Here is a 25,938-nt window from a genome sequence, read left to right as displayed (position 1 = left end):
TAACGGTGTCCGACATTTTATTACAGATATGCCATCAAAACAGGTCGGAGCTTGCGCTCAAAGAGCCATGTGGCGCTTTTCTTTAGGAAATTGTTTTTTAAGAACCGCCAAGCTTGTTTGGTAATCTTAGATAGTTTTCTAAAAAAAGCACGATTATAATTGCCTTCCCAGTCAATACAGTATGCGGTTTCTTTTGCTTCATGGCGTTTTTGTTGTGTTTGATGGTCTTCTTCCAAGCCCATCTCCTGTCCCTTTTTATTTAGAAATAAGCGCATGAGTATATGTGTAACCAATGCCAATAAAGCTTGTTGCTCAATAGCAATAGGTGATTTCCCCCATGCTTTGGCATTAGCCATATCTGTTTTGTAATTATCAAAATATTTTTCTTCATCCCAGCGTCGGTGATAAAGAAAAGCAATCATACCAGGTGACAATGTAAAATCATTACTGAGATATTCATAAACTTTGCCGTCAGGCGATACGAATTGTATTAATCGCCAAACTTGTTTTGAGCTATTAAGTTGAATTTTCCTATCAGACACAATATTCTCATTAACTGCCGACTGTTCAACATGACTTTCCTCAAGAATTTGATATTTGAAAGTCGATTTCATTCGTGTAATCACTGTCACATCGTATTTTGTTTTACGTAAATCCCAATAACGCGCTTCAATAAAGGCGCGGTCAACCACAAAAAGTGCATTTTTTTTGCAAGTCCAGTGAGAACCTTCCCAGCTTTCTTTGATAAAGCGCATTTCATCAATAGAGCGAGTTTCTGTCTGACTATCAATGGCAATCCCTGCTCGCATATCATAGGTCGTCATATTCATGTGCCCTTTCTTATTATCAGTCCCACCCTGGCCTGGATAAATCGGTTGATAATGACTTGATTCATTTTGATAACTCGCATCTATGGCAAAAATAGAGCGCATCCCCAACTCTTCTTTTCCCGAAAACCTGTCGGGCAGTTCATTTCTTGCAGAAGTCACCAAGACTTGGACAGCCTGTTTCAATATTTTGCTGCGTGATGAATTGGCTAATGCATCTGACCATGTTGAGCGGGCTAAGGGGGCTTTTTCAGCGGTGTCATCAATGTCGAATAAAGATTGAATTTGTTCTCGTAGTATCTTTGTTCCCTGAAATTGACGTAAGCAGCCTAATAAAATAAAAAACTCAGCAGAGAGTACAGAATATTTTTGGCGTGAAAAGCGAACTTTATCTAGGGCTTTTTGCATGGGCAAGAACCATTCTCCCAAAACGGTGTTATCCATCAGTGTGGATTGCAAGCTATCTAATCTTTTTGACATTATTTAAGCGTAAGTGACTGATTATAAATGGTAATACGCAAACAAATCCTATTCGACCTGTCAAGCCTTTTTTTGCATTATTTTCAATCAATTAGAACGCCTGTCCTTCCCTCTGAGCGCCACTTTTTCGTGCAATTGAATTCCGTAAAAGTTGGTTTTTACACCTTAGGAAACTTATTATCACCCATAGATTTGATGTATGTCTACCATCTTATGTATTGTTGCGGACACCGTTACCCATTGATAAAGGTTTTCTAAAGCGTTAATGGCGATAAGAGTAATTTGACAAGACTGGCATTGGTTATGCAAGGAGGTAACTTGCGTATTATCCTCTAGTAAAGAAAATAGTTGTTGTTTAAGTACCGTATTTTTAATTTGTATTTTATTATTAGATATCTGCATACATTCTAGTTGATCTAGTATGGGTGTATAAAGTGAATCAGAAAAGAGTATGTTTAATTGGTGATCAACAATAATATAACCATCATAATGATCACTAATATAGTGGGGTAGTTGACTGTTTATTTTATAGCGTTGCTCGCCATGCATTGCTTCTTCTAAAGCAGGAATAATGGTTTCTAAAGTCCGAATAGTACGCTGCTGTTGTTCATCACTGAAGGCCTTTTTACTATTGAGTAATAGGTTTAAAGCATGACTGTGATTACAGGGAATTGAAACACCAAAACGATATTTTTGTTCAAGAGGAGGGGTAAAATTAGAGTCTATTTCTGCAAAATAATTATCCGCAAAATAACTATCCTCGAAGCGTTGATTACAAAAAATATGCTTAGGTTTTTTGCTAATAAAGCAGTTAAAACTATCTAATTTATTTAACCCTTTTTGATACTGCTCTTGATACGTGAGTGGAATACTTTCAGTAAAAAGAAATTGGGAGTTTTCTGGGGTAACGAGGTTGGTTATCAGTAGGGCGCTAGAATCAAAGTTCAGTTGCTGATTGAGTTCCGCTAAAAAACGCTGCCAAATTAAAGCATTGCCAGGGGCATTAACTAATAGTGACGTAAGGTCTATACTGTTGACAGTTTGATCCATAGAATCGTACCTTATTTTTATTGTTATTTTGAATGATCCTTTAGTCTATAAACTTTATATCATGGACTCAGCTACTTAGCTAGGCAGTTAGGTAGGTAAATGTTTATTATATATTTAGTTTTGGTGTAAATATTGTTCATTTTGACCCATATGGGTCATGTGATTTTCTTTATTGTAGAGTAGTCTATTTACTTATTATTTTATACAGAGAGTTAGAGTTTTAAAACCTAGCTTGAGTTTTTACTGTATACACTGGCTAAATAAGGAGTATAAACCGTGACTGAAAAACATTCCCCCATGTGTCCTTTTGAACACATTGAAAACTCTGATCAGGAAGCAAAGGAAATTGCAGAAACAGTAGATCTTACCGTACAGTTGCTGGATAAACGGTATCCCTCGCCTGATAAAATACTTCGGGGTGTTCATCCTAAATCTCATGGTTGTGTTAAAGCTTGGTTTGAAATTAATTCAGATATTAAGCAACATCTTCAAGTTGGATTATTTAGTACTCCTGGAAAAAAATTTGATGCGTTTATTCGCTTTTCTAATGCTGCGGCTCGGCTCGGGCCAGATATTAGCGCAACAGGTGAGCATGGCAGCCGAGGAATGGCTATCAAGGTACTTAATGTAGGGGGCGAGGTTTTAATTGATGACCACGGTGCTAGTAATCAAGATTTTTTGATGATCAATCAACCGGTCTTTGCTTTTGCTAATACTGAAGATTATCTTCGATTGACACGTATTTTAGTTAAAAATAATGATAACCCCGCTGCATTTTTTTCACCACTAAAACTTCAAGATCCAGCATTGATAGAAGAGCAGAAGCGACAGATTCAAGCCTATATAGAAGCGGAAAATATTTCTCAAGAGGATATCCAGAGAATATTGGATACGTTTAAAATCGTTCAGAAGATTCAAGCATCTGCGGTGGCCAACCCTCTGGATATACAGTATTTCAGTGCTGCACCCTTTTTGTTTGGATGCAATAAGGTAATGAAGTTTTCCGTTAGACCCGTTAGCCAAATAAGTCATTCTGAATTTCCAGTTAATCCTTCGGCTAATTATCTACGTGAAGCCCTCAGTGAAACGATGCATAAAAATAAAGCAATTGTATTCGATTTTATGATTCAGGTACGTGATGATGATGCCATGGACATTGAAAATGCCTCTTCATTATGGGATGAAAATAGATTCCCTTTTATTAAGGTAGCAAAAATTACCATTCCCGCGCCACAAGTTGAAATCGATTTAGAACAGCATAAAGCACATTGTGAGAGCTTGGCATTTACGCCTTGGCATTCGCTCGTTGAACATCGGCCTATAGGTAGTATTAATCGTCTAAGAAAGCCAGTTTATCAGGCCTCAGCAAAATATCGTAATGAAGCAGAGCCAGATCCGGCTAATAATCTGCCTTTTTTTATGCGAATTTTAGAAAGATTTTTCAAATTCCTATTTGGTTAAATCATTCAGGAGAAAGGTATGAAAAAGATAATGTTAATTTTAGGTCCAGTTTTCTTTCTTTTAGCTGATTGTACTTATGTTTCACAAGGCATTATTGCGGATTCTGATCGTTATGCCGAAACAACTGAAAAGGATATTTTCGGCGATACGACTGATAAGATTGTCTACTTGGAGCAAAATTGGGATCGCTACGATAGTTTGTGGTTTTACTACACGACACAAGGCTCCAACTTCATGGACTACAAGCTGTTTTTAAACCTTGAACAAGCTGATAATAAAGCGCTTTTTCGAAGTTCTGAGAACATGAATAAATTCCGATTTTTAATACAAAGGGCTAGTACAGGGAACCCAGAAGGGCTGCCTGTTGGTTTTGTTGAAGATATGCATCTAGATAAAAGTTATGTTGGCTTCACATGTGCTGCTTGTCATACCACTCAGATTAATTATCAAGGTACAGGGATACGCATTGATGGAGGGCCGGCACTGGCAGATTTTGAAGGCTTCTTTTTAGAGATAGAAAATGCGCTTAAAGCAACGCTGAATAATTCAGAGAAATTTGATCGTCTGGCAACCCTTATGGTCGATCAAGGTGTGTCTGAAAATAAGGAGGAATTTCGAAAAATATTAGAACAAGTTTCTCAAAAACAAGAAAAATATAATAAAACTAATGCACCTGTACAGGGTGATCAGATAGTACATTATGGTTATGGTCGGCTTGATGCATTTGGGCGAATATACAATCGAATTTTGGAGCATTTAACGCCTGACCAGCCTAATGCTAATCCTGCTAACGCCCCAGTAAGTTATCCATTTTTATGGGATACACCACAACATGATTTCGTGCAGTGGAACGGTGTTGGTAATAATAATCCAGGTGGATTAAAGGGGTTTTTAGGTCCCTTAGAGCGTAATACTGGGGAAGTATTGGGCGTGTTTGCAACATTTAGCCTTAAAAAAAGGCCGGGGGATAAAGGCTATCGCTCTTCTGCTGTGCAGCGAAATTTATTCCGCCTTGAAGATCATTTACTTTCCTTGGAATCTCCGGTTTGGCCCGAGGATATTTTCCCCGCCATTAATCAGCAACTTGCAGAACAAGGCAAGCAGGTCTATCAAGATTACCAGTGTGACTTATGTCATAGCAGCCCAGATAAATTTGACCGTAGCAGTTCGGAACGCAGAGTTATTGCACAATTTTCTAGTCTTGGAGCAATTAAAACAGATGTTGCTATGGCAGTAAATGCGTTGACCTATGTAGGTAATAGTGGCTATTTTGAAGGCCAAGACATTCCTAATTCTAAAGATCAATTTAGCGAAAAAACGCGGGTGTTATTTGCTCTTTCAAAAGCAACTAGTGGCGTTGTTTTAGAGCCTGACCACGATAAGATGATGGTTCGTCGCTGGCTTGATCAAGCTTATGATTTCCTAGTTGCGATGGCTAATAATCCGATAAAGGACAAAACCATTCGCCATGTTGATTTTACAGCAGATGAACAAGCCCAAAAAAACTTACAGACTTATAAAGGGCGACCACTCAATGGTATATGGGCTACAGCACCGTATTTACATAACGGCTCGGTACCTAGCCTTTATGAGTTATTCTTGCCTAGTTGTACTGAAGAAGAAATTGCGACAACAGGAAAAGAATGCCGTTCAAGTAAGTTTACAGTGGGGAGCCGAGAGTTTGACCCTATCAATGTCGGGCTAGTTAGTAAAGCATCCTCTCAATATCCCAGTCTATTTGAGTTTAACACCTCATTGCCTGGTAACAGTCATGTTGGTCATGAGTATGCTGCTGGAAAGACTCCCGTTATTAAACTTGATGCAGAGGGGAAGCCGATGAAAAATTCAATAGGGCAAATAGAATTAGAGTGGTTACCTGCCATTCACAAGGGGCAAAGATTGGCTTTGGTTGAGTATCTTAAAACGCTTTAGGACTGAGGGTAAAACAAACCCCAAAACTAGCGCAGGATTGTTGTTCAGTTTTGATGGATATAAACTTTCAATCCTTAACATTTTTTCTAAATAATTTTGTATTTTTTTAAACTTGAAATTACCTAATTAGGTAAAAGAGGTATAGCTAATGACTGCAAAAAATAAAACTAAACATGCATGCGAAGAACCCTTAGCTGACACTCATCTTTGCTGTTCATTGCCTGAGGTACAGGAACGAGACTTAAGTCATATTTATGATGGGTTTAGGCTGCGTCTTATTGCTGTCATGGATAAAGTATGGGTGAATGGAACCAATTTGACCTATTTTTTCTTTAAAAGTCCTGCCTACTGGAGAGGCGGGAGTGCTCAAGAGCAGGCGGTGCGGGATACTTTTTCAATATGGAAAGAACTCGATATTGGTCTTACTTTTCAGGAGGTGGATAATGCGGCTGATGCAATGGTCAGAATAGGTTTTGATCAGTCTGATGGGTCTTGGTCCTATATAGGCAGAGATAGCATTGATTTTGCTTCAGATACAGCGAGGCGTACAGTTAATTTCGGTTGGGATTTGACGACTTCCTATGGTCGGGATACTGCTTTACACGAATTAGGGCATGTGCTTGGTTTTCCTCATGAGCACCAAAACCCTAAGGCAGGTATAGTTTGGGATGAAGAGAAGGTTTATGCATCACTTGGTGGCCCACCAAATAATTGGTCAAGACAGCAAACACACTGGAATATTATTCGTAAAATAGCGGCAAATACAGTTGATGGCTCGGACTGGGATAAAGATTCAATTATGCATTATCAATTCCAGGCAGGCCTTATCAAGAAGCCTACAGAATATCAAACGCGGCCACTAATTCCTGCTAGTGGCCTTTCAGCTATTGATATCCAAACCGTTAAGCGTTTATATCCTTCACTTGCTAAGAAGCTACCGGAATTACGCCCGTACGAATCTCAAAGGTTTGATATTGCAGCAGGTGAGCAAATTGACTTTGTAATTAATCCAGTGACAAGCCGAAAATATAAAATACAAACTTTTGGTCAAATGGATACTGTTATGGTTTTATTTGAAGTGCGTGATGGTATCCCTGAATACCTTGATGGTGATGATGATAGTGGCTTGGATTACAATGCCAAAATCACTTTCCGTCTGCATCGAGGTCGCGAATATATTGTTCGAACACGGCTGTATTACGCTTTAAGTCAGGGGGGCGGGGCAATTATGCTGTATTGATATTAGCAGCAGTTTTCTTGTAATGAGTAGCAAAAGTCTATATTTAAGAATATATTAGCAAAAAATATAAAGGAAATCATGATGAATACTATTATTTACTGGGTTGGTCTGACAATTATTTTGTTACTAGCCATATATATTATTTTTTATTTTTTATATCTCAAGTTAAAGCTTGAAGTGGATCCGGCTATTTCAACTGAATCGATGCCCGCGCTTAAACCGGTACCGATTCCGACAAAAAACCAAAAGTCGGTCGTGCATAAATTAACGGTATTTATTTTCGAAGTGAGAACGTGGGAATTGGTTGAGAATTGGCATTATACTTTAAGCGATGGTGTTGAATTGGTTATTCCTAAAGGATTTCGTTTTGACGGTGCTTCAATACCAAGGCCTTTTTGGGCGATATTAAACCCCATTGGTTTACTTCTTATCCCTGGGCTTCTTCATGATTATGGCTATAAATATAACCAAATCTGGCAGATGACTCCTGATGGAGAGGTCATCCCTTATAAGAAAGGTGATGGTAAAGAGTATTGGGATAATCTTTTTAAAAGGGTAGGGAAAGAGGTTAATGGTTTTTTTCTAGTTAACTTTATTGCATGGCTTGCAGTGGCATTAGGTGGGAGTGGATCTTGGAATGGGCATAGAAAAGAAAATTTAGAGGCAGTCAAGCCAGATTTGAGTCGTTAGTATATTTATGTGACTAATTTTATGCGCTTATGACTTGAATTCAGGCAATAAATATTTGCACTACCAGTCCTTTAAAGGCTGGCGGTACAGTATCAGCTAAAATTTTTAACTGAAACTATAGGAGATACATCATGGCTTTATATGCATTTGATGGAACATGGAATGAAAATGAACAATTAGAAGACACTACGAATGTTGTTAGGTTTGCTGAGATTTATAAAAAGCAATCAACTGCTGTTGAATATGTTGAAGGTGTAGGTACTCGCTTTGGTGTGTTAGGGCAGGTTTTAGGGGGGCTATTCGGCTCAGGTGGACGTTCGAGAGTTCATGAAATGTATGATGAATTAAAGGAGAACTGGCGAAAGGGTGATCATACAATCGATATTATAGGTTTTAGTCGCGGTGCGGCATTAGCTGTACATTTTTCAAATATACTGGCGCATCATGGTGTGAAACTGGATGATGGAACTATGGTCAGGCCTGAAATTCGCTTTCTTGGGGTTTGGGACATAGTCGGTTCTTTTGGCATTCCTATTAACGCGGTTATTAATTTTCAGGAAATCAATCTAAATTGGAATATTGACGAAATTCCAGCGACAGTAAAAAACTTTTACCATGCAATGGCGTTTAATGAGCGTAGAGAAGCATTCAATGTGACTCGACCTGTTGCACAAAGTGAATTAACTCATTTTGAAGAGTTATGGTTTAAGGGGGTGCATAGTGATATAGGAGGAGGGAACAATAATCCTTTACGCTCTAATATTGCTTTGCAGTGGTTACTGGAAAAAGCAATAGATAGTGGCTTAGCTATTAATCTTGAAGAAGTAGAAAGAATAAAAATTCAAACCAATCCGCTTGCAAGGATACGTAATAACTTAGATATACAACGTGACGCGCAACGAATAGTTAAATCAACGGATAAGTTTCATTCAAGCGCAGTAGCAAAAGAACTTGTTGATGTGGGAAGCTCATTTGATTTTATTGTATATGCCGAAGATTTTTATAGCTGGTCTGGTGTGCTGTTGAAAAAACATCAGACTTATCAGTTTGATATTGCCGATGACCAGTTTTGGTTAGATGATAGCATTAAGTGTAATGCCAGCGGTTGGACCTCTGATGAGTTACCTTGGTATAAAGAAGCCGTCGTTAAATATTTTGAAGGTAATAGGCGACTCCCTGAGGCTAATTGGTTCGAGTTATGCGGCTCTTTAGATGATAACGAAGATTATTTTCGCATTGGCAAGGGAGGCGAAAATAATCAATATATTACAGCTAGAGATGCCGAACTATATGCTTTTGCTAATGATTTATTGGCAAAATATGGCAATAATAAAGGACGGTTAAACGTAACGATAAAACGGGTTGCCTAAGTCTATGTTAAAAACCTAATCCTGCCAGATAAGAGCGTAGGTATTTAACCTTATAAAGTATGTATTTTTTGGTAGGTTTTTTAAGAAAATAAAATAGTGAAGAGGTTAATTATGTCAAATGAATATTTTTCCGATAGTACACTTGTTAAAGCTCCTCCCATTAAAAGGGCGGCTTATTCTGATCGAACTGCTTGGATAATGGCTGAGTTATCGAGATTGGTTTATGACACTTTGCCGTGCGAACAAAAAATTGAAGATTTATTTGCAGAGATTACAGCTTCAGTTAAAAGCGGGGAATCCAAAGATACCGTACAGGCACTAATTAAAAAGGCGCTTCAAAAAGACAGTGCGAGTTCAGTGCAGGGTATAGAGCAAGCACTGCATAAAGCTAACTTTGAATTATTAGAGTGTTATTCAGAGGGCGGAACAGAAGCATTTTTGGCTAAATTAAGTTCTAAAGATAATTTTGATGGCATGTTAATCTTGGCATTTCGGGGCACACAACCTTCAATTAAAGATGTGCATACTGATGTAAAGATGGATTTAATTCCTGCGCCTCAAGGTGGGCAAGTTCATAAGGGTTTTTTAGAGGCCTATAATTTAGTGGCACAGCAGATTTCTACATTTTTACAAAAAGATGATAGTGGTTTGCCTGTTTATATTACTGGGCATTCATTAGGTGGGGCGCTTGCAATGGTTGCAACTCGGTATTTAGAATCGGATAGTGTTGGGGCAACTTATACTTATGGTTGCCCTAGAGTGGCTGATGATGAGTTTTATGCAAAGATTAAAACCCCTGTATATCGTATTGTTAATGCTGCCGATATTGTACCTAGAGTACCTTTAGGGTATAGCATTACGATAGTATTAAATTTAATCCGTCTTATACCATTTAATGGTACTCGATGGCTTTCCGAATGGCTAAGAAAGCATGTCGTTGGATATACGCATTATGGAACCTTAGTTTTTTTATCTGCTGCTCCCAATGTTGCCGATGATCAAGGGGTTTTATATAAAGGCTTGAAAGTTAAGCAGAGCCCTGATTTTTTTTGGCGGATGAGTGTCGTAGTACCGCGTTGGGTTAATACGCTCGGAAAGGCGGGCGCGAATGATCATAGGATTTTTGAGTATTCACAGAAATTATTAGCTTATGCGCAGCGCCGGAATCGGTTGTAATATCGGTTTATGGTAGTTAGGGGCTATGCACTTAGATGAGACAAGATCGAAAAATAAAGGTTAGTCCTAGGCTGTCGAAATATAGTCTCTAGCTTGTATTAGTATTCCCATGTTTTGGCAGTCTTCTTCCCTAAAAAAATTCAAGATTTTACTTGACTATTATAATGGAACGCAGTTTTTGATTACCTACTGTATTTCATATAGATTTTTAAGTAGCTTATTTTTTAGCTGTTAGCAGTGCTTCAAACTGTTCAATGGGGACAGGCTTACTAAATAAATATCCTTGAAAAAATAAACAATCACCATTTTCTAAAAACTCACGTTGTAGTTCTGTCTCTACACCCTCAGCAATGACACTCAGCCCCATTTTCTTTGTCATAGCAATAATAGTTTGGATAATGATTGCGTCATCAGGGTCGCTGGAAATATCGTGCACGAAACTTTTATCGATCTTAACTTGGTCGATAGGTAGTTTTTTTAAGTTAGATAAAGATGAATAGCCCGTACCAAAATCATCCATCGAGAAATGTACCCCAACTTTTCGGAGCTTATTCATTTTAATAATTGAGCTATCAATGTCGTTAAGGAATAAAGATTCTGTTAGTTCTAATTTAAGGTTTTCAGGGTTAATACCGTAGCTTTCTATGGTATCGAGTACTTGTTCTGCAAAATCAACTTGCTGGAATTGGTGGACACTGATATTGACGGCTAATTTTAAATCTTGTGTAGCGGAATGCTGAGACCAACTATTTAATTGGGCACAAGCAGTTTCTAAAACCCAGTTGCCGATAGGAATAATTAAACCTATTGTTTCTGCCAGATGAATAAAATATTGGGGAAGTACTAAGCCGTGTGTAGGGTGTTGCCAGCGAATGAGTGCTTCTGCACCGGTCACTTGGTCATTGAATATTTGCGCCTGATAGTAGAGAGTGAATTCCTTGTTTACTAATGCCTGGCGTAACTCACTTTCCAGTAGTGTTCGAGCCGCAATATCAGCTTGCATTTTTGGGTCGTAGATGCTTAGTTTATTGCGTCCGGTTAGCTTGGACTGGTACATAGCAATATCGGCTTGTTTTAATAGTTCATTTATAGAGTATTCATGTCCCGTGAATACGGTGGCACCAATACTCGGCGTATTAAAGTATTTATGTGAATTGAGTTGATATTCCTGATTCAATGCACCAAGTATTTTATGAGCAATGGCTGAAGTTTGAGCGCCTGCTTCTTGCCAGTCTTCACTTAAATCTTCTAACATTACGATAAATTCATCACCACCAAATCGAGCCACACTGTCGCCTTCACGGATACATGACTCGATTCGTAGAGCCACTTGTTGCAGAAGTAGATCCCCTATATTATGACCAAGAATATCATTGACGGCTTTGAATTTATCTAAATCAATAAAGAGTAGAGCTACTTTTCGGTGACTGCGATGACTCGATGCAATAGCTAACTTTAATCTATCTAGCAATAACGCACGGTTTGGAATTCCGGTTAGCGCATCATAATGAGCTGCATACTTTAAAGCGCTTGCGCTTCGTTTGAGTGATATTTGGTTGGCTACACGCAGTAAGGTAATAACAGAACTGATTGGTTTAGTAATATAGTCTACAGCACCCAGTTGTAAAGCATAAGATTCAGAGTCATGAGTTGTTTCACCAGTGATAAAAATGATAGGGATATTGTTAGTAAGGGGAGATTTTTGTAATTGACGACATATCTCATAACCGTCCATATCAGGCATGTTGATATCAAGCAGAATGAGATCGGGCTGGGGTTGTTTTTGTGCGATTTTTAACGCACGCGCACCATTACTGGCAACTTTGACGTGGTAACCTGAGCTACTTAATAAAGTCACGAGCAACTCTTGTGTCAGGCGCGAGTCATCGACAACTAAAATTGTAGCTTGAGAGTGTTCTATGGTTTTTAGCGTCGTCATTCATTAATGCTCAGTTTGTTTAGTGATACTAATGCGTTAGAGTAGTCAGTTTTATGAATATATTGTAAAAAATTATTATATTCTGTTTGTTGAGTTTCAGGTAACAGTTTTTGTAGCTGACTCAGTAATTCATCATCAATAAAGTGGTCATTATCTAATAGTACGACTAATTTAGATAAAATTTGAGCGAGGTCAGCTTTAGTGGCTTCGCTGTCTATTGGGGCAGATTTATTTTGTAACCTCGTTAAAGTCATCATGGTTTGATCAAAGACTGTCTGCCAATGATTTAGTGCTTCATTTGAGTGTTGTCCTTTTAACAACTGAGTTTCTAAACTCAGCGTGGCCTGATAAAGTTCGTGTGCACCAAGATTCCCTGCAGATCCTTTTAGTGAGTGTAGCCAATTTTTTGCTTTATCGAGTTGGTGTGTATTGAGTAGGCTAATAAAGACGCTGACTTCTGATATAAATTGAGTTCGAAATTTATTCAGCATAGCCCGTAGTTTTTGCTGGTCACCCCCTAATAAATGCATCACTTGAGTTAATTCAAAGCCAGGTAATTGGTCAGCTAGTATATGCCAATCTTTAGTCGGCTTTGTATTTGGTGATGGTTTAATCCAGTGAGCAATAACCTGAGAAAACTCCTTCCAGTCAATTGGTTTAGCAATAAATTCATTCATTCCACAAGCTAGGCAAAGTTTACGATTAGCTTGCGTCGTGTTTGCGGTCATCGCAATAATAGCTAGTTCGCTAAATTTGGGATTTTCACGAATAATGCGTGTTGCACTAAAACCATCCATAACCGGCATTTGGCAATCCATAAGTACCAAGGAATAATCTTTCTTATCCAACATGGTAATGGCTTCACTACCATTATTCGCAATATCTACTTGTATACCTTGATCTTGCAAGAACTCCAGCATTAGTTCTTGATTAATCATATTGTCTTCAACGAGTAGTATTGATACTGTAGCCAAAGTTATCTGTGGCTTTGTTTGTATGCTCGTGTTACTAGGTGGAGGCTGCTGCTGGCTCTTTTGTTGTGTAAAGCTTAGTGTGAAATAAAAATGACTACCTGAGTTTGGAGAGCTTTCAACAGAAATCGTACCCCCCATCAGTTCTACCAAATCTTTACTAATGGATAATCCTAGGCCGGTACCACCATATAGGCGAGTGATAGAATTATCGACTTGATTAAAGGCAGTGAATAGTTGATGTTGTTGTTCGGCGTTTAGGCCTATGCCTGTATCAATAATATTAAAACATATTTTAACTTCCTTAGTATTGGCCTGAACCTTTTCTATATGCAGTGTAACTGAACCAGTTTCGGTAAACTTAATCGCATTACTGACTAAATTCAGTAGTACTTGCCTTAGACGTAAGGAATCACCTATTAATAAAACCGGAACATCCTTATCTATTTTGAAGGTGAGCGCTAATGATTTGGTGGCAATTAAAGATTCTGCTATATCAGCCAAGGATTTTATAATTTCTTGAAGATTAAAGGGAGCACGTTCTAGCGTTATTTTTCCAGCTTCGATTTTGGAGAAATCCAAAATATCATTCAGTATATCTAAGAGCCATTTGGCTGAAGTGTTGATTTTATTTAGGTAATTTCGTTGTTTATCAGTGACTTGTGTTTTCAGTACTAAGTGAGTCATCCCCATAATGGCATGCATAGGGGTTCGAATTTCATGACTCATATTCGCTAAGAAATCACTTTTTACTTGAGCTGCAGCGAGTGTTTCTTGATGCGCCTCTACTAGGTCTTTAGTTCGTTGGCTTACTTGCAGCTCAAGGTCATATTGAATTTGTCTAAGTTGGCGAGTGCGCCAAAGGTAAAGCGCAAATAATAAAGCGGCTAATGCACTTGCAATGAGGGCACGAAACCACAGTGTCTGCCAATAGGGAGGGGTAATCGTAATAGGTAAACTTACCCCTTCTTCATTCCAAATGCCTGTATTATTACTTGCTTTAACACGAAATAAATACTCGCCGGGATCTAAATTTGTATATGTAGCAATTCGAATGCTACTATCAGATTCTATCCAGTCTTTATTGAAACCTTCCAATTTATAAGCATAGCGATTGAGGGCTGGGTTGGCATAATGTAATGCAGAAAAATGCAATGACAGCATCAAGTCTTGCCAAGCTAAAGTTAATTTTTCGGGTCGAGTGATTGACCCATCGAGTTTTATTTTTTTTTGATCTTTATAGTTATGTAGCGAGCGATTTGATAGGCGAATATCAGTTATGGCGACTGTTGGTGGTATTTTATTGTTCTGCATTAACTCCGGGTGGATGATCATAAGGTTTTTGTCACGGCTGAAATAGAGTGCGCCATCACTCCCAATGATGAAATCATAGCGTAGTTTATCTGCACTATATCCACTACTAGCAAACGGATAGGCATTGACTTCTTGTGTTGACGTATCAAACCGTAGCATTTTTGATGCCGAAGCAATCCACAGTATATTGTTTCTATCAAAGCGCAGTGATCTTATACTATTAGAGTCCAACTCAGGAAATTGATAGTGGTGAAATTTTAGGCTGTCATCTGGCATTACCTGCACTTGGATAAGACCAGAATCTGTTGCTAGCCATAACGCACCATCTGAGCTTTGTTGTATATCCATAATAAAGTTACTGGGTAAGCTACTCTGCTTGGACGGCTCATATTGGTAATGCTTAATCAGTCCCGTTTTTGGGTTAAGCACATCTAAGCCACCACCTAAAAAACCACCACTCAACCATATATTACCTTTTGTATCCAAGAGCATGGCATTAACCGAACTGTTACTTAGGCTGTTGATATTGTTTGGCTCATGGGTAAATTTACGTAAGATCCCAATAGAGGGATCATACTCTATCAAGCCACCTCCCGTACCTAGCCATAATCGACCTTGTGCATCAGGTATGATTTTATTAACAAAATTACTGGCTGTATCGCCTAGCGGTATAAGCGTTGCTTGCTCGTGTTCTAGGTTAAAGCGGACTAAGCCACTGCGAGTCCCAAACCATACTAATTGGCTGTTGGGTTGATAAATACTATAAATCCTACTATCCACAATTCCTTTGTCTCGAAGGTATTGCCAAGGTAATGATTTTATCGTTTCTCGTGATTTAGGGTTAATGAGAAGTAATTCAGAGACAGAGCTTAACCATAACTGATCTTCCTTGTTCATCACCATAGTCAATAATGTATTGTTAGCGGATGTCTCAATGCCACTTAAGGAGTCAATAGAGAATTGATCAAAGCCAGTGAAAGAGGTATCTGCACGACTAAGGCCATTGTTAGTGGCTACCCAAAATGCTTCAGAATGATCTACTAGTAGGGTGTAGATATGATTACCTAATGTACTATTTTTTGTCGGCTTGTGAGAATGGTAAAGAGTAAATTTTTGCTGAGCACTATCCCAACGTAGTAGCCCAATACTCGTTGCCGCCCAAATAATATTGGCATTATCCTCGATAAATTGGTGTACCCTGAAGCTTTGGCTGTTGTCTAGGACGGATAGTGCTTGTTTTTGATTTTGCATCCATGGTTGGTCGAGGGGTTGGCGAAATATGCCAGCTTCTGTTCCTAACCATAAATTGTTTTTACTATCGATCAATAAAGCGCGTACATTTTTATTTAGCTCAGGGTTATCTGCCGTATTAATTTGATAGTGTTCAAATGTAGAACTGCCAGCGGGTAAGTAATCAATGCCTCCAGGCCAAGTAGCAGCCCATAGCCCACCTTGAGAGTCGGATACGAGTGTGTCGATATTATCTCTAGCTAAGCTATTAGGTTCAGCTGGATTATGTCGATAAATACGGAATTTTTTAGTGTTTAAGTCGAAGTGCTGTAGCCCTCGCCGCGTTGCTAGCCATAGGCCATTCTGGCTATCGCTAGCAATTTTGCGAATTTGTCGGTTTTGTTGAGCTCCCTCTTGAAGGTCTAAAGGAAAGTAAGTTCTAAAACTCAGTGATTTTGGCTCAAATAGAGCTAAGCCATTGAATGTGGCAACCCATAAGTGCTGTTGTTTGTCTTCTAAGATACTCGTTACAGTATCATGAGATAAGCTGTTAGGTATATTGGCTTGATGTTGAAAATGAAGGTACTCATAACCATCATATCGATATAAGCCAGAATCTGTACCTATCCAAATAAAGCCTTGATGGTCTTGGTACAGCGTTCTCGGTTCGCTAAAGTCAGCAGAGTCTATTTTAACAAAATTTAATGACGGAACATCGCTATAAACTAGGGCACTAAATGAGAATAAAAAAAATAGTGTTAGTTGTTTGAATATTATTTTATTTATGCTGAGCATTGTTAACTAAAAATCTGTCGATAACATAACACTAAAACTAATGGGTGCACCAACATAGTATGAAGGTGATCTGCCGCCGTCACCTTGTGCGCGTGTCGTGAAGCCACTTCCACTACCGGCATTTAAGTTCAAATAATCTTGATTGAGTAAATTATAAATATTTAAACGCACTGCTGGATTTTTGAACCAGCCCATAGTGGGAAACTGATAGCCGGCATCTAAGTTAACTAAAGTATAGCCTTTAATTAACTCATCGTTAACTAAGGTAGTGTAACGGTCACCGGTGTATTTTGCTGAAATATTAGCGGACCAAGAGCCGTTACGGTATTGTAATGCTAGCCCAGCCATCCAGTAAGGCGTGTCCGGAAATGCTTTGCCGGTTGTCGGCTCAAAAGTATTAACCCCCGTCTGTAAATTTTGTTTCATACGGCTATCGGTAAAGCTAAACGAGCCATAAAGACTCCAGTTTTCTAAAAAACGCCAAGCGGATTCTAGTTCCACACCTTTGGTGATCGAATTGCCAACGTTATAATTAGTATACGCATCATTCTCAATATCGTAGGCTGCAGCAATACGGTTACGGTAATCAATTAGAAATAAAGTACCCGCGAAGGAAATATTATGGCTATTAAAGCGATAGCCTAACTCCCAATTCATTGAAGTTTCTTCATCCACATTGACCGGTTTTAAGGTGCCATCAGCTTGGGCTAAGCCATAATAAACAGAGTCTGGTGGTGCTTTGAAGTTTTCCGAGTGACTAAAAAAGACTTGGTGTTGCTCGGTAAATTGATAACTAATTCCTGCATTAGGTAGTAAGCGACCGTATGTTTTTTTAATATTGTATGCTATTGGGCCACCTTCACTGGTTAAATTATAGAAATCACGTTTGATTTCGGTATAACGTAAACCGAGTGAAATTTTCAGCTTATTTTCGAAAAAACTGAGGTCATCTTGGGCAAAAAATGATTGAGAATAACTCTTAGTTAAGAAGTTACGCCCCTGATAAGGCGTGCCGTCTTGGCGCAGCAAGAATTCTGACGATTTTTCTAACCAGGGGTCTGCGCTATTTCCATTATCATCAAAAATAACGGCAGGTTGAAAGCGGCGGTGGTGTGAATATTCAAACCAATAACCAGCCATAATATTATTATTGGCTATTTGCCAGCGTAAACGAGCAGTCACGCCGGGGCGTTCTGTTTCAGTCACGCCACTGCTATAAATCATGATTGTATCTAAGCTGTCGCCATCTTGATTAATATCGCTAATGCCGCCACCTAATGCTGTGGGATCATTACTTTCTGTCAGTGTTCTCAGTTGATTACCGCCAGTACCATAGCCATAGCTATAATAGGGATCGACTTCTAATTGTAGATTTGATAGTAATTGAAAACGCCCCTGCAAAGTGCCTAAGTAATTACGATAAGGGTTGAGCCTCAGGTTGTAATAACTATTGGTGGGTGGTACTTCCACTTGTGCTGTACCATTAATCCCTGTTAAATGCTGTGGTGGAACAGTGCCAAAATCAGTGCGACCACCCAGTGTATTTATTTGATCTAAGCTTAAAGTACGTAAGTGATTATTAAACAGTCGGTTATATAGCACGCTACCGGTAATTTTATTATTGGGACTCAAATTTAAGACGGCTTTAAAGTCTAAATGTTCGCGATTAGCTTCGCCATCGCCTTTCCATTTGTTTGCTTTTGCTTTCGATACAGAGATAAATGCTTTGAAAACCTTATCACCTAAATAACCCGTATCAGCACGCAAAAAGGTCTTGAAAGCATTATAACTACCGTAACTTTGATTGATTCGAAAGCGTGGCTGATCGGTTGGGGCACTTGTTGTCATACCAATTGAGCCTCCGACTGCACCAACCATAGGCGTATCAATTTCACTACCGCCCTGAATAACAGAAATTTCTTCCAAATTTTCTAAATCAACTAATTCTGAGGCATAAACGGCGAAGTTTCCCGCGTCGTTCATGGGGACGCCATCAATACTTACGCCAATTTGGTCGCTATTAAAACCGCGCATACGTATATTGCCACCAAATAAACCGGTAGCATCATAACTATAAGTGTTTACTCCCGGTAGCAGATCCATCGCTTGGTAGACGTTATTTTGCGTGTTTTTTTGCTCAATGGCTTCACGCGATATAACGCTACGCGCCTGTACGCCAGTTTGTTTGTTGATTAATCCATTCCCCACGGAAATAGTATCTTCAACCACAAGAGTGTCCAGTATTACACTGTCATCAGCTGCTACTGAAGGGGTTATAAAACTCATGATTATAAATAAAGGAGATAGTTTTTTTTGAGTTGAATGACAGGGCATAAATTTCTAAGTTAAGAAAGGCTAGCAATTATTTAAATTATAAATGTAGGGCAGCACTTTAGCCTGCATTTTCTAGATTTAAGCGTATAAAAACCAATATTGTATAGAAAAACCCAAAGCAGAGTGTAGTTGTTGTATTTTGTACTTGTGAGAGTGCGCCTAACGAGACTATTGGAAGTCCTTTATTTCCCTAAGAACTTAATTTTAAGAGAAATGAGTTATTTAATATCAATTGTTTAAAAATACAGTTGTTGGCTCATAACGGGTACTTTTAGGCTTTTCTACAGCCTAGTTACACAATCAAATGCTGTTAGTCGGTGGTATATGAATTCTAATAAAGCACTCAAATTTGATAAAAATTTCCTTTGGCAATGTGCTTCGTTGCCAACGGCTAATTAGATATTTTTGTTGGTGTGCTACCAAGTACCTTAGGTAGATTTTGGAGAGCCTGTCACAAAGTTGATTTGTCATACGGCGAATCAATAGTGCCATGTTATTGAGTAAAGTCGCCTTTTAGATACTGACTATATGCTTTATGCTCTTCGTTAATATGGCTTAGCCACCAATTTTTAATAAATCTCAGCAATAATTCTGGATCTTTAGAAGCAGTGGCATTTCTCGCAACCTTGTTAAAATCATTAAATATTTTTTTCTGTCTTGCCAAATTCTCATCGGCATGAGGATAATTGCATTCACCTAAAATCATTTCTTCAGTTTTTAAATGAAACCCAATATATTTACTCATTATCTGTAAGGTTGGCTGTAAAGCTTCAAGTCCACGTCCTTGTTGAATAAAATAATGTAACGAATTTAGGGTAGCAATGATTCCTCTATGTTGCTCATCAATAATGGGAACACCTATATTAGTTTTATTGTTCCAAACTATATACAATGTGGGGTTTTTCATATCAAGCATTCTCCTTCTAATATTAGCGATTAATCAAAGTCAAACCAGGCGGCAATGCTTCACCGAATATTTGCTGTTCTTCAGAGGCGTTTAGTTCTTTGGTTGATTCAACCATTTCTAGCCATGAGTTAGGTGCTTTGGTCACTGTTAATTGAGCGATAACTCGACTGCGCAGTGTCTCATCAATATCACGTGCTCGATCACCGCTCATGCGACTCATTAAGGTCGCAGCAAAACCGGCTTGTGGGATTTTTTTCCAATCGGCTTTAAGGATCTTTTCCAGCCAAAGTGTTGCCGTTTCAGGGGGAACTACGAAATGTGCGCTAGCATGAAAGGGCACACGCGCACCGATACGACCCACTGCCCACCAGGTATGGGCTGGCTCGCTGGCCTTTTCTAGGCGTTTTAATAGCCATTCACCTAACTGTGTTTTTTGGGCAATAGGTAAGCGCTCTAATACTGCTGCCAAGCGCACCATATCATCATAACCCCGTTGTTTGCCAATTTTTGCGGTATTACCTTGGCGTGCAGATGCTGGGTTTAGGTATTTAGCTAAATCGTTAAAAATTAGTTCTTGAGCTTCGGTATCTAAGCCACCAGAAATACGCCGCCATAAAATCCACCATTCAGTCCAGTTTTGGGTTTCATTAACAAATTGAATATTATGTTGATAGGTTTTCCATAGCTGTTCAACACGCCAATTATCCAATTGATATCCAAAACCAGGGCGTAAACAATAACCGATTAAACTCAGCCATACACGCTCATGGTTAGCCGAACGGCGATGGTTCTTGCGTACTTCTAGTAATACCGTAAATAATTCACGTAATAAATGACTGGACCATGCGCTGCGCAAGCCTAATAATTTTTCTAAATCAGCGCGTAAACTTTTTACTGCTTTAGGGTTAATGTCTTTAGATTTAGAACCGAAAATGGCTTCAATTTGTGCTACGGCCTGCGGAAATTTTTCCGGTAGTTCATTAGAGGTAAGCTGAGTTGTTTTCTTTCTGATTTGAAATTGTACGTCCCAGCGTTGATCTGGTTCGGCAACTGAAACACATTGAATTTGTAAAGTACCGACTGCAGATAAAGTGACGGATAATTGTACCGTGACTTCAGTTTGTGCATTGCTATTATCGTGGTCAAAAGCGACGGCTAAAGGTGGTAGTGGGTGAAAGTCATCGCTAATGTTAACGAGTTCCCCTGCTTTATATTGATCACCGCCGGTTAATGAAGTAAGGTGAAAGCTGACGGGTTGACCTAAGCGCAAAGAAAATTGGCGCTCTTTTAAGATAATCTCATTTCCTTCTTCGCTGCCTCGCGGTAGAATGCAGATGCCTTGTTGTTCTTTTTCTGTACCCACTAATAAAAAGTAACTACGTGAAGCACCGCCGCCAATTTTAATTTTCTTCTGTTCGCGAGCGATACCATAACTTACTGCACCGTAAGCCACTGAAAGTTCAGGATGCTCATTTTTCAATAAGACGGGGGCTTTATTACGCCACGAACTGATTAAGGCTTGAGTACGTTGCCTAATCGGTTGACTGCGAAATACGCCACCATTTAATAGCAGGGCATCGGGGACAATCGTGTCATTTCCTAGCGCTTCTTGTGCTGCGTGGCGATGGGTGTTTAAAAATGCGGCAATATGTTTACTGATGGCGGGTTCTGCTGCGTAGGGCAGGCCAAACTCAACCACGCCACTGCGTTTTTTATCAGGTAATTCGCTAAGTTTAGATAAAGGAAAGAAGCCATCTAAGGCAATCTTTTTCACTTCTTCGCGCGTTAAACTAACTGAGCGTGTACCGCCAATTAACTTAGAGCCGCCACCTAATAACGTGACATTAAGTTGTTCGGGAGCATCTTCGGCTAATAAGCGTTCTTTCGCTATACGACATTGTTCTAATAAATGCGATAAATTGGCTGCCGAGAGTTTTTTGTTATCGGTATTAAGTCGTGACTCGGCTAAATGCGCTAAGGCAAGGTCGATATTATCACCGCCAAGCATTAAATGATCACCTACGCCTATGCGTGACAATTTCGGTTCAGTTTCGGTGGCTTCGATTTTGATTAAGGTTAAATCGGTCGTACCGCCACCCACATCACATACGAGTAATAGTTTTATATCATCTAAGGTGGTTTTAAGTTGATCCTGGTGGCGGCGTAACCAGTCATAACAAACGGCTTGTGGCTCTTCCAATAGGTGAATTTTTTTAAACCCAGCGCTGTGTGCCGCTTCTAGTGTGAGTGAGCGCGCACCTTCATCAAATGAAGCGGGTACAGTAATGACGATATGCTGGTTTTCAAGCAAAGCGTTAGGAAATTTATGATTCCATACTTGGCGTACATGCTTTAAATAACTGGCACTGGCATCCAGCGGGGATATTTTTTCTACATCATCAGAGCTACCCCATGGCAAAATAGGAGCCGTATGATCGATGGACGGGTGAGATAACCAGCTTTTTGCACTACTCACAAAACGACCTTGAGTTTTAGCACTTAAGACACGGGCTGCTTGACCAAGCACCGCTTGTTCACCGGCGGGAGAAAAAGCCATATCAGTATCAGAAAGTTCCCCCCAAGCAGGGTGATAGCGTACTGAGGGCAGGAGAGGGCGGGAAGCAACTTCTCCAGGAGCGACCAGTTGTTCTATCTCAAAAATTTGGATGGATGCATTTTTTTGTTGGATTTTGGCGTAAGCCACTACAGTATGAGTAGTGCCTAAGTCGATGCCTATGTGGTACTGTGCGGATTTATTAGTCACGATAGTTTAGGGTGGGTTCGTGGGGTGGGTTAGATTTTTATTGCGGAGCGAGAAAAATCTAACCCGACAAGGAAAAATTGCTTTTTACGCTGTAAACACTCAATCGGGTAGGGCGTAGCTTTAGCTCACTAATATTTAATAGTGGTGTTCAATGCAGGCTAAAGCCACGCCCTACAGAGAAATAAATTGGCTACAAGAGTAGCATTATTACTTTATCTATTGGTGTTATTTCGTGCTTAATGCTGAGTTACTCATCACCTGCGCGCACATCAAATTCAATTTTCCAATGATTGTCATCTTTGCTGGAAACAGCTTGTAACTCTAATGTACCTACTTCGGTTACTGAAGCTTGCAGATAGACAGGAACAATTTCACCTGCTTTACAATTTTCTTCTGATAAAGTGATTTCAATTTCATCTAGCTCTTCGAGTTCCTCGTCTGTCCAATAATCTAAACGTGTGCCAACCGTGTCTTCACGACGTGTTTTAGAGCCAAAGAAACGGAAACGTACAGGTTCGCCAATGACTAAACCAAATTCTTCATCAAGTAAGTCGGTTTCAGTTCCTTCTTCCATGCCAAAGGGTGCAATACACAAAGCTTGCAATTCAGGAGGCATACCTGGAACAGCTGGCATCGCACTTTCAACACCAACATAATAAGAAGCTGCTGTCCCCCCTTTAATGCGTACGCCTTTACCTTGTCGCACAAAACCATAATAAGCCGCACCACGTGCGACGGCTAAATCTAAATCTACGCCAGTTAATAAGCGTGCTTCGGGTGCTTGCTCAGCACGCAACCAAGAATTAAGTACGTCCATTAAACGCTCAGAAAAACGTGTCGCTTTTAATACCCCACCATTAAATAATACGGCTGAGGGGTGAATGAAGCTAGCATTTTCTGGTAGAGAAACATCATTTAAATCATCAACCGCATTGAGTTGGCGGGTTAAAAAGGCGGCCAGGTGGCGTGTAATACCTGCGTCTTGCGCATAAGGTAAACCTGTGGTTCTTAAACCTGAGCGAGCACGGCTAACAGGGTGTTCGTTGCTAGAAATTTCGGGTAGAAAACCTTGGAGTAATACAGTATTAACTTCATCGCGGGTCAATTCTGTACGTAAAGTACCGCCAATTAATGAGGAGCCACGATTTGGCACAACGATAGGAATATTATCTGCTTCATTATCGCTGAGGATTTTTTCTTTGGCATCGCGGCAGGCATGAGTGAGCGCTTGAACTTGCCAAGGTTCTAAACGTTTGCTTTCTTTTTCAAGTTTAGCTTTTAGTGTGTAGGCTAACGCGAGATCCATATTATCACCGCCTAATAATATGTGATCACCTACCGCAATACGTGTTAGGTTTAAATTTCCAGCTTCTTCAGTCACAGCAATTAAAGATAAATCGGTTGTACCACCACCGACATCAATGACTAAAATAATATCCCCCACAGTGGCATGATTACGCCAATCGCCATGGCTTTTTTCAATCCAGCTGTATAAAGCGGCTTGTGGTTCTTCTAGGAGAATTGCATTTTGTAAGCCGACAGAGCGAGCGGCCTCTGCGGTTAATTCACGGGCAGCTGGGTCAAATGATGCCGGTACAGTAATGGTAATTTCTTGTTCAGCAATCGGGGTGTTAGGGTGTTGTTGATCCCAAGCATCACAAAGATGTTGTAAATAGGCAACACTGGCTTGATAAGGTGAAACGCGAGTGACTTCTTCAGGTGCTTCAGTCGGTAAGATAGGTGATTTACAATCAACTCCCGCATGGCATAACCAACTTTTTGCACTGGAGACTAAACGAATAGGTGTTTTTGAGCCTAAGTTACGCGCGATTTCACCGACTAAATAATCGGGTTTTGGTGTCCAAGGTAAAGCTGTATCGCCTGCGTTTATTTCTGCTTCATGGGCTTGGTATAAAAATGAGGGTAATTGGGCTTTATCTTCAATTGTACCTGGAGCAGTGAGCTGCGGAATCTGCAACACTTTTTGCTCTCTGTCATCTGCTTCTAGGTCAGAAATATCCACATAAGATAAAACGCAGTGCGTGGTTCCTAAGTCGATCCCAATAGAATAATGTGTGCCAGTACTTTCAAGTTCAGGCGCAGCGTTTTGTTCGGTTGGTTCGAGTATTTCAGTACTCTCCGTTTCACCTTCTGGAGCCGTATTAAAGTCAGTTATTGTTTCTGTTTCTGAATCAGTTAATGGGGTGTCTTGCGCTGAATTTCCTGTATTGAATAAACCTTTCATAGTTCGACCTCTGCTGCAGCAATAATATTGGCATTATGTCCTTGAGTTAATTTTGGTAATTTAACTTCAGTAACCTTCCAGCCTTTATGGACTAGAGTACCTGTAAAAGGTGCTTGACCTACAATATTTCCAGTTAAACGCACTTCAGAGGCATTAAAACCTTTATTTAGAGTAATTTTACTGCCTTCTTGTTCGGTACGGATTGTTGTTAAAGTAAAGTGCTCTTTAATAACTTTATGACAACCTGTATGGACAACACGTGCAGCAGCGCCAATATCTTGGTCACTATAAGCATTGACATCTTCTTTAATAAAATCGATAAAACGTGCTTCGGTTTGTAATAAACTTAATAGTTGTAACGCGGCATCGGGCGTTGCTTCTTTTAAAACGATAGGTTCTGGAGCAGGTTGTTGGACTATTTTTTCAACTTCAACTATTTTCTCTACCTCAACAATTTTTTCGACGATTTTAACTTCAGGTTCACGTTTGGGTATTTTTGTCGAAATAGCTTGTTCTTTATTGTCCACAGCTTTTTGTTCAGGTTTTTTAGCTTTACGTATGGCACTCATTAAGAGCACAAATAATAAAATAATAACGGTAAGAGCAAGGCCAAAAACAGTCGCTGCTAAATAAACATGAATGGCATCAAACGTGGTCGGTATAAGATCTAAATCTATTTTAAATTGTGTGTTCATAAGTTTTGTGTATTTTTGTATTTTGTGGGAGTAGCTTTAGCCCCAGTTTCGCGACTAAAGTCGTTCCCACACAATTTGATAATGACTTTTTATTTAATTGTGGTTTTTTTGTCGTATCAGTATTACTGGGTTGCGCCTGATTTGCGCGCTGCTTCTGCAAAGATTAATGATTTAAGTATTTTTCGTGTCATATCTATGCGCGTTTTCTTGAGGTAGCGATCAGCAATGATTGGGGGTACGCCGTTACCAATAAACGTGGTGCGAATTTTAGAAAGTTCTTTTTCACATTGTTTCATAACAGCATCAGTAGCGACACGAGCATCAATTTTTTTATAGCCCTGTTTTTGTGCTTCTTTGTAAATGCAGTCAGTGTAGTTATATTTATCTGTCTGTACTTGTTTTATAGTAGCTTCGGAAAGGTTAGAGCCCGTCCATGTTGCGCCTGAGGGCTGTGTTTTTTCGGCTGCGAGGGCAGGAAATGCAAGTACGCAGAGTGTTAACAAGAGTGCTTTTTTCAT

Annotated in this window: 16 protein-coding genes; 6 read left to right on the top strand and 10 right to left on the bottom strand. The window is 39.5% G+C overall.

Annotated features, from left to right (window positions below):
• Positions 1 to 20 precede the first annotated feature (20 nt).
• The gene (locus BQ7314_RS14580; protein ID WP_174482200.1) at positions 21 to 1,307 is read right to left on the bottom strand and encodes a transposase; all 1,287 of its coding nucleotides are present in this window, start codon (positions 1,305 to 1,307) and stop codon (positions 21 to 23) included.
• Between the two features lie 180 nt (positions 1,308 to 1,487).
• A complete protein-coding gene (locus BQ7314_RS14575; RefSeq protein WP_174484420.1) occupies positions 1,488 to 2,357 on the bottom strand; it encodes a hypothetical protein in 870 nt (289 codons plus the stop codon).
• Between the two features lie 276 nt (positions 2,358 to 2,633).
• Here BQ7314_RS14575 and BQ7314_RS14570 point away from each other — a divergent pair, with 276 nt between their 5' ends.
• From BQ7314_RS14570 to BQ7314_RS14545, 6 genes are all read left to right on the top strand, one after another.
• Positions 2,634 to 3,818 carry a catalase family protein gene (locus tag BQ7314_RS14570; RefSeq protein ID WP_245395019.1) on the top strand — a complete coding sequence of 395 codons (1,185 nt, stop codon included), beginning with the start codon at positions 2,634 to 2,636 and terminating at the stop codon, positions 3,816 to 3,818.
• 18 nt (positions 3,819 to 3,836) lie between these two features.
• Positions 3,837 to 5,750 (top strand): di-heme-cytochrome C peroxidase, encoded by a 1,914-nt coding sequence (locus tag BQ7314_RS14565; protein WP_174484419.1) that lies wholly within the window; start codon positions 3,837 to 3,839, stop codon positions 5,748 to 5,750.
• A 148-nt stretch (positions 5,751 to 5,898) separates the two neighbouring features.
• The gene (locus BQ7314_RS14560) at positions 5,899 to 6,990 is read left to right on the top strand and encodes a M12 family metallopeptidase (RefSeq protein WP_174484418.1); all 1,092 of its coding nucleotides are present in this window, start codon (positions 5,899 to 5,901) and stop codon (positions 6,988 to 6,990) included.
• Positions 6,991 to 7,071: 81 nt separating this feature from the next.
• On the top strand, positions 7,072 to 7,680 hold the full coding sequence (locus BQ7314_RS14555; RefSeq protein ID WP_174484417.1) for a DUF1353 domain-containing protein: 609 nt from the start codon (positions 7,072 to 7,074) through the stop codon (positions 7,678 to 7,680).
• 131 nt (positions 7,681 to 7,811) lie between these two features.
• Positions 7,812 to 9,050 carry a phospholipase effector Tle1 domain-containing protein gene (locus BQ7314_RS14550; protein ID WP_174484416.1) on the top strand — a complete coding sequence of 413 codons (1,239 nt, stop codon included), beginning with the start codon at positions 7,812 to 7,814 and terminating at the stop codon, positions 9,048 to 9,050.
• A gap of 111 nt (positions 9,051 to 9,161) precedes the next feature.
• The gene (locus tag BQ7314_RS14545; RefSeq protein ID WP_174484415.1) at positions 9,162 to 10,226 is read left to right on the top strand and encodes a lipase family protein; all 1,065 of its coding nucleotides are present in this window, start codon (positions 9,162 to 9,164) and stop codon (positions 10,224 to 10,226) included.
• A 217-nt stretch (positions 10,227 to 10,443) separates the two neighbouring features.
• Here the strand turns inward: BQ7314_RS14545 and BQ7314_RS14540 are convergent, their stop codons facing one another.
• The 8 genes from BQ7314_RS14540 to BQ7314_RS14505 all read right to left on the bottom strand — a co-directional run bounded on the left by BQ7314_RS14540 (position 10,444) and on the right by BQ7314_RS14505 (position 25,938).
• A complete protein-coding gene (locus BQ7314_RS14540; RefSeq protein WP_174484414.1) occupies positions 10,444 to 12,165 on the bottom strand; it encodes a putative bifunctional diguanylate cyclase/phosphodiesterase in 1,722 nt (573 codons plus the stop codon).
• Positions 12,162 to 16,475, bottom strand: a complete 4,314-nt coding sequence (locus tag BQ7314_RS14535; RefSeq protein ID WP_174484413.1) for a hybrid sensor histidine kinase/response regulator — start codon at positions 16,473 to 16,475, stop codon at positions 12,162 to 12,164. The genes BQ7314_RS14540 and BQ7314_RS14535 overlap by 4 nt, the downstream gene beginning before the upstream one ends.
• Positions 16,476 to 16,481: 6 nt before the next feature.
• The gene (locus BQ7314_RS14530; protein WP_174484412.1) at positions 16,482 to 18,761 is read right to left on the bottom strand and encodes a TonB-dependent receptor; all 2,280 of its coding nucleotides are present in this window, start codon (positions 18,759 to 18,761) and stop codon (positions 16,482 to 16,484) included.
• A 541-nt stretch (positions 18,762 to 19,302) separates the two neighbouring features.
• Complete coding sequence (locus BQ7314_RS14525; RefSeq protein ID WP_174484411.1) at positions 19,303 to 19,716, bottom strand: bacteriohemerythrin; 414 nt, start codon at positions 19,714 to 19,716, stop codon at positions 19,303 to 19,305.
• Between the two features lie 22 nt (positions 19,717 to 19,738).
• Entirely contained in the window at positions 19,739 to 22,480 is a 2,742-nt protein-coding gene (locus BQ7314_RS14520; RefSeq protein WP_174484410.1) for an Hsp70 family protein, read from the bottom strand.
• A 247-nt stretch (positions 22,481 to 22,727) separates the two neighbouring features.
• On the bottom strand, positions 22,728 to 24,725 hold the full coding sequence (locus tag BQ7314_RS14515; protein ID WP_174484409.1) for an Hsp70 family protein: 1,998 nt from the start codon (positions 24,723 to 24,725) through the stop codon (positions 22,728 to 22,730).
• Positions 24,722 to 25,420 (bottom strand): DUF2760 domain-containing protein, encoded by a 699-nt coding sequence (locus BQ7314_RS14510; RefSeq protein WP_174484408.1) that lies wholly within the window; start codon positions 25,418 to 25,420, stop codon positions 24,722 to 24,724. Before BQ7314_RS14510 ends, BQ7314_RS14515 begins: the two co-directional genes overlap by 4 nt.
• 122 nt (positions 25,421 to 25,542) lie before the next feature.
• Complete coding sequence (locus BQ7314_RS14505) at positions 25,543 to 25,938, bottom strand: hypothetical protein (protein WP_174484407.1); 396 nt, start codon at positions 25,936 to 25,938, stop codon at positions 25,543 to 25,545.

It is taken from the genome of methanotrophic endosymbiont of Bathymodiolus puteoserpentis (Logatchev) (genome assembly GCF_900128525.1).
Taxonomy (GTDB): domain Bacteria; phylum Pseudomonadota; class Gammaproteobacteria; order Methylococcales; family Methylomonadaceae; genus Methyloprofundus.
This window is presented reverse-complemented; position numbering and strand designations above follow the sequence as displayed.

Excerpts from the sequence above, each read along its gene's own strand:
- BQ7314_RS14510 (WP_174484408.1), bottom strand. The coding sequence starts at position 25,420 with ATGAACACACAATTTAAAATAGATTTAGATCTTATACCGACCACGTTT.
- BQ7314_RS14555 (WP_174484417.1), top strand. The coding sequence starts at position 7,072 with ATGAATACTATTATTTACTGGGTTGGTCTGACAATTATTTTGTTACTA.
- BQ7314_RS14535 (WP_174484413.1), bottom strand. The coding sequence starts at position 16,475 with ATGCTCAGCATAAATAAAATAATATTCAAACAACTAACACTATTTTTT.
- BQ7314_RS14545 (WP_174484415.1), top strand. The coding sequence starts at position 9,162 with ATGTCAAATGAATATTTTTCCGATAGTACACTTGTTAAAGCTCCTCCC.
- BQ7314_RS14540 (WP_174484414.1), bottom strand. The coding sequence starts at position 12,165 with ATGACGACGCTAAAAACCATAGAACACTCTCAAGCTACAATTTTAGTT.
- BQ7314_RS14550 (WP_174484416.1), top strand. The coding sequence starts at position 7,812 with ATGGCTTTATATGCATTTGATGGAACATGGAATGAAAATGAACAATTA.
- BQ7314_RS14525 (WP_174484411.1), bottom strand. The coding sequence starts at position 19,716 with ATGAAAAACCCCACATTGTATATAGTTTGGAACAATAAAACTAATATA.
- BQ7314_RS14580 (WP_174482200.1), bottom strand. The coding sequence starts at position 1,307 with ATGTCAAAAAGATTAGATAGCTTGCAATCCACACTGATGGATAACACC.
- BQ7314_RS14565 (WP_174484419.1), top strand. The coding sequence starts at position 3,837 with ATGAAAAAGATAATGTTAATTTTAGGTCCAGTTTTCTTTCTTTTAGCT.
- BQ7314_RS14530 (WP_174484412.1), bottom strand. The coding sequence starts at position 18,761 with ATGAGTTTTATAACCCCTTCAGTAGCAGCTGATGACAGTGTAATACTG.
- BQ7314_RS14515 (WP_174484409.1), bottom strand. The coding sequence starts at position 24,725 with ATGAAAGGTTTATTCAATACAGGAAATTCAGCGCAAGACACCCCATTA.
- BQ7314_RS14560 (WP_174484418.1), top strand. The coding sequence starts at position 5,899 with ATGACTGCAAAAAATAAAACTAAACATGCATGCGAAGAACCCTTAGCT.
- BQ7314_RS14575 (WP_174484420.1), bottom strand. The coding sequence starts at position 2,357 with ATGGATCAAACTGTCAACAGTATAGACCTTACGTCACTATTAGTTAAT.
- BQ7314_RS14505 (WP_174484407.1), bottom strand. The coding sequence starts at position 25,938 with ATGAAAAAAGCACTCTTGTTAACACTCTGCGTACTTGCATTTCCTGCC.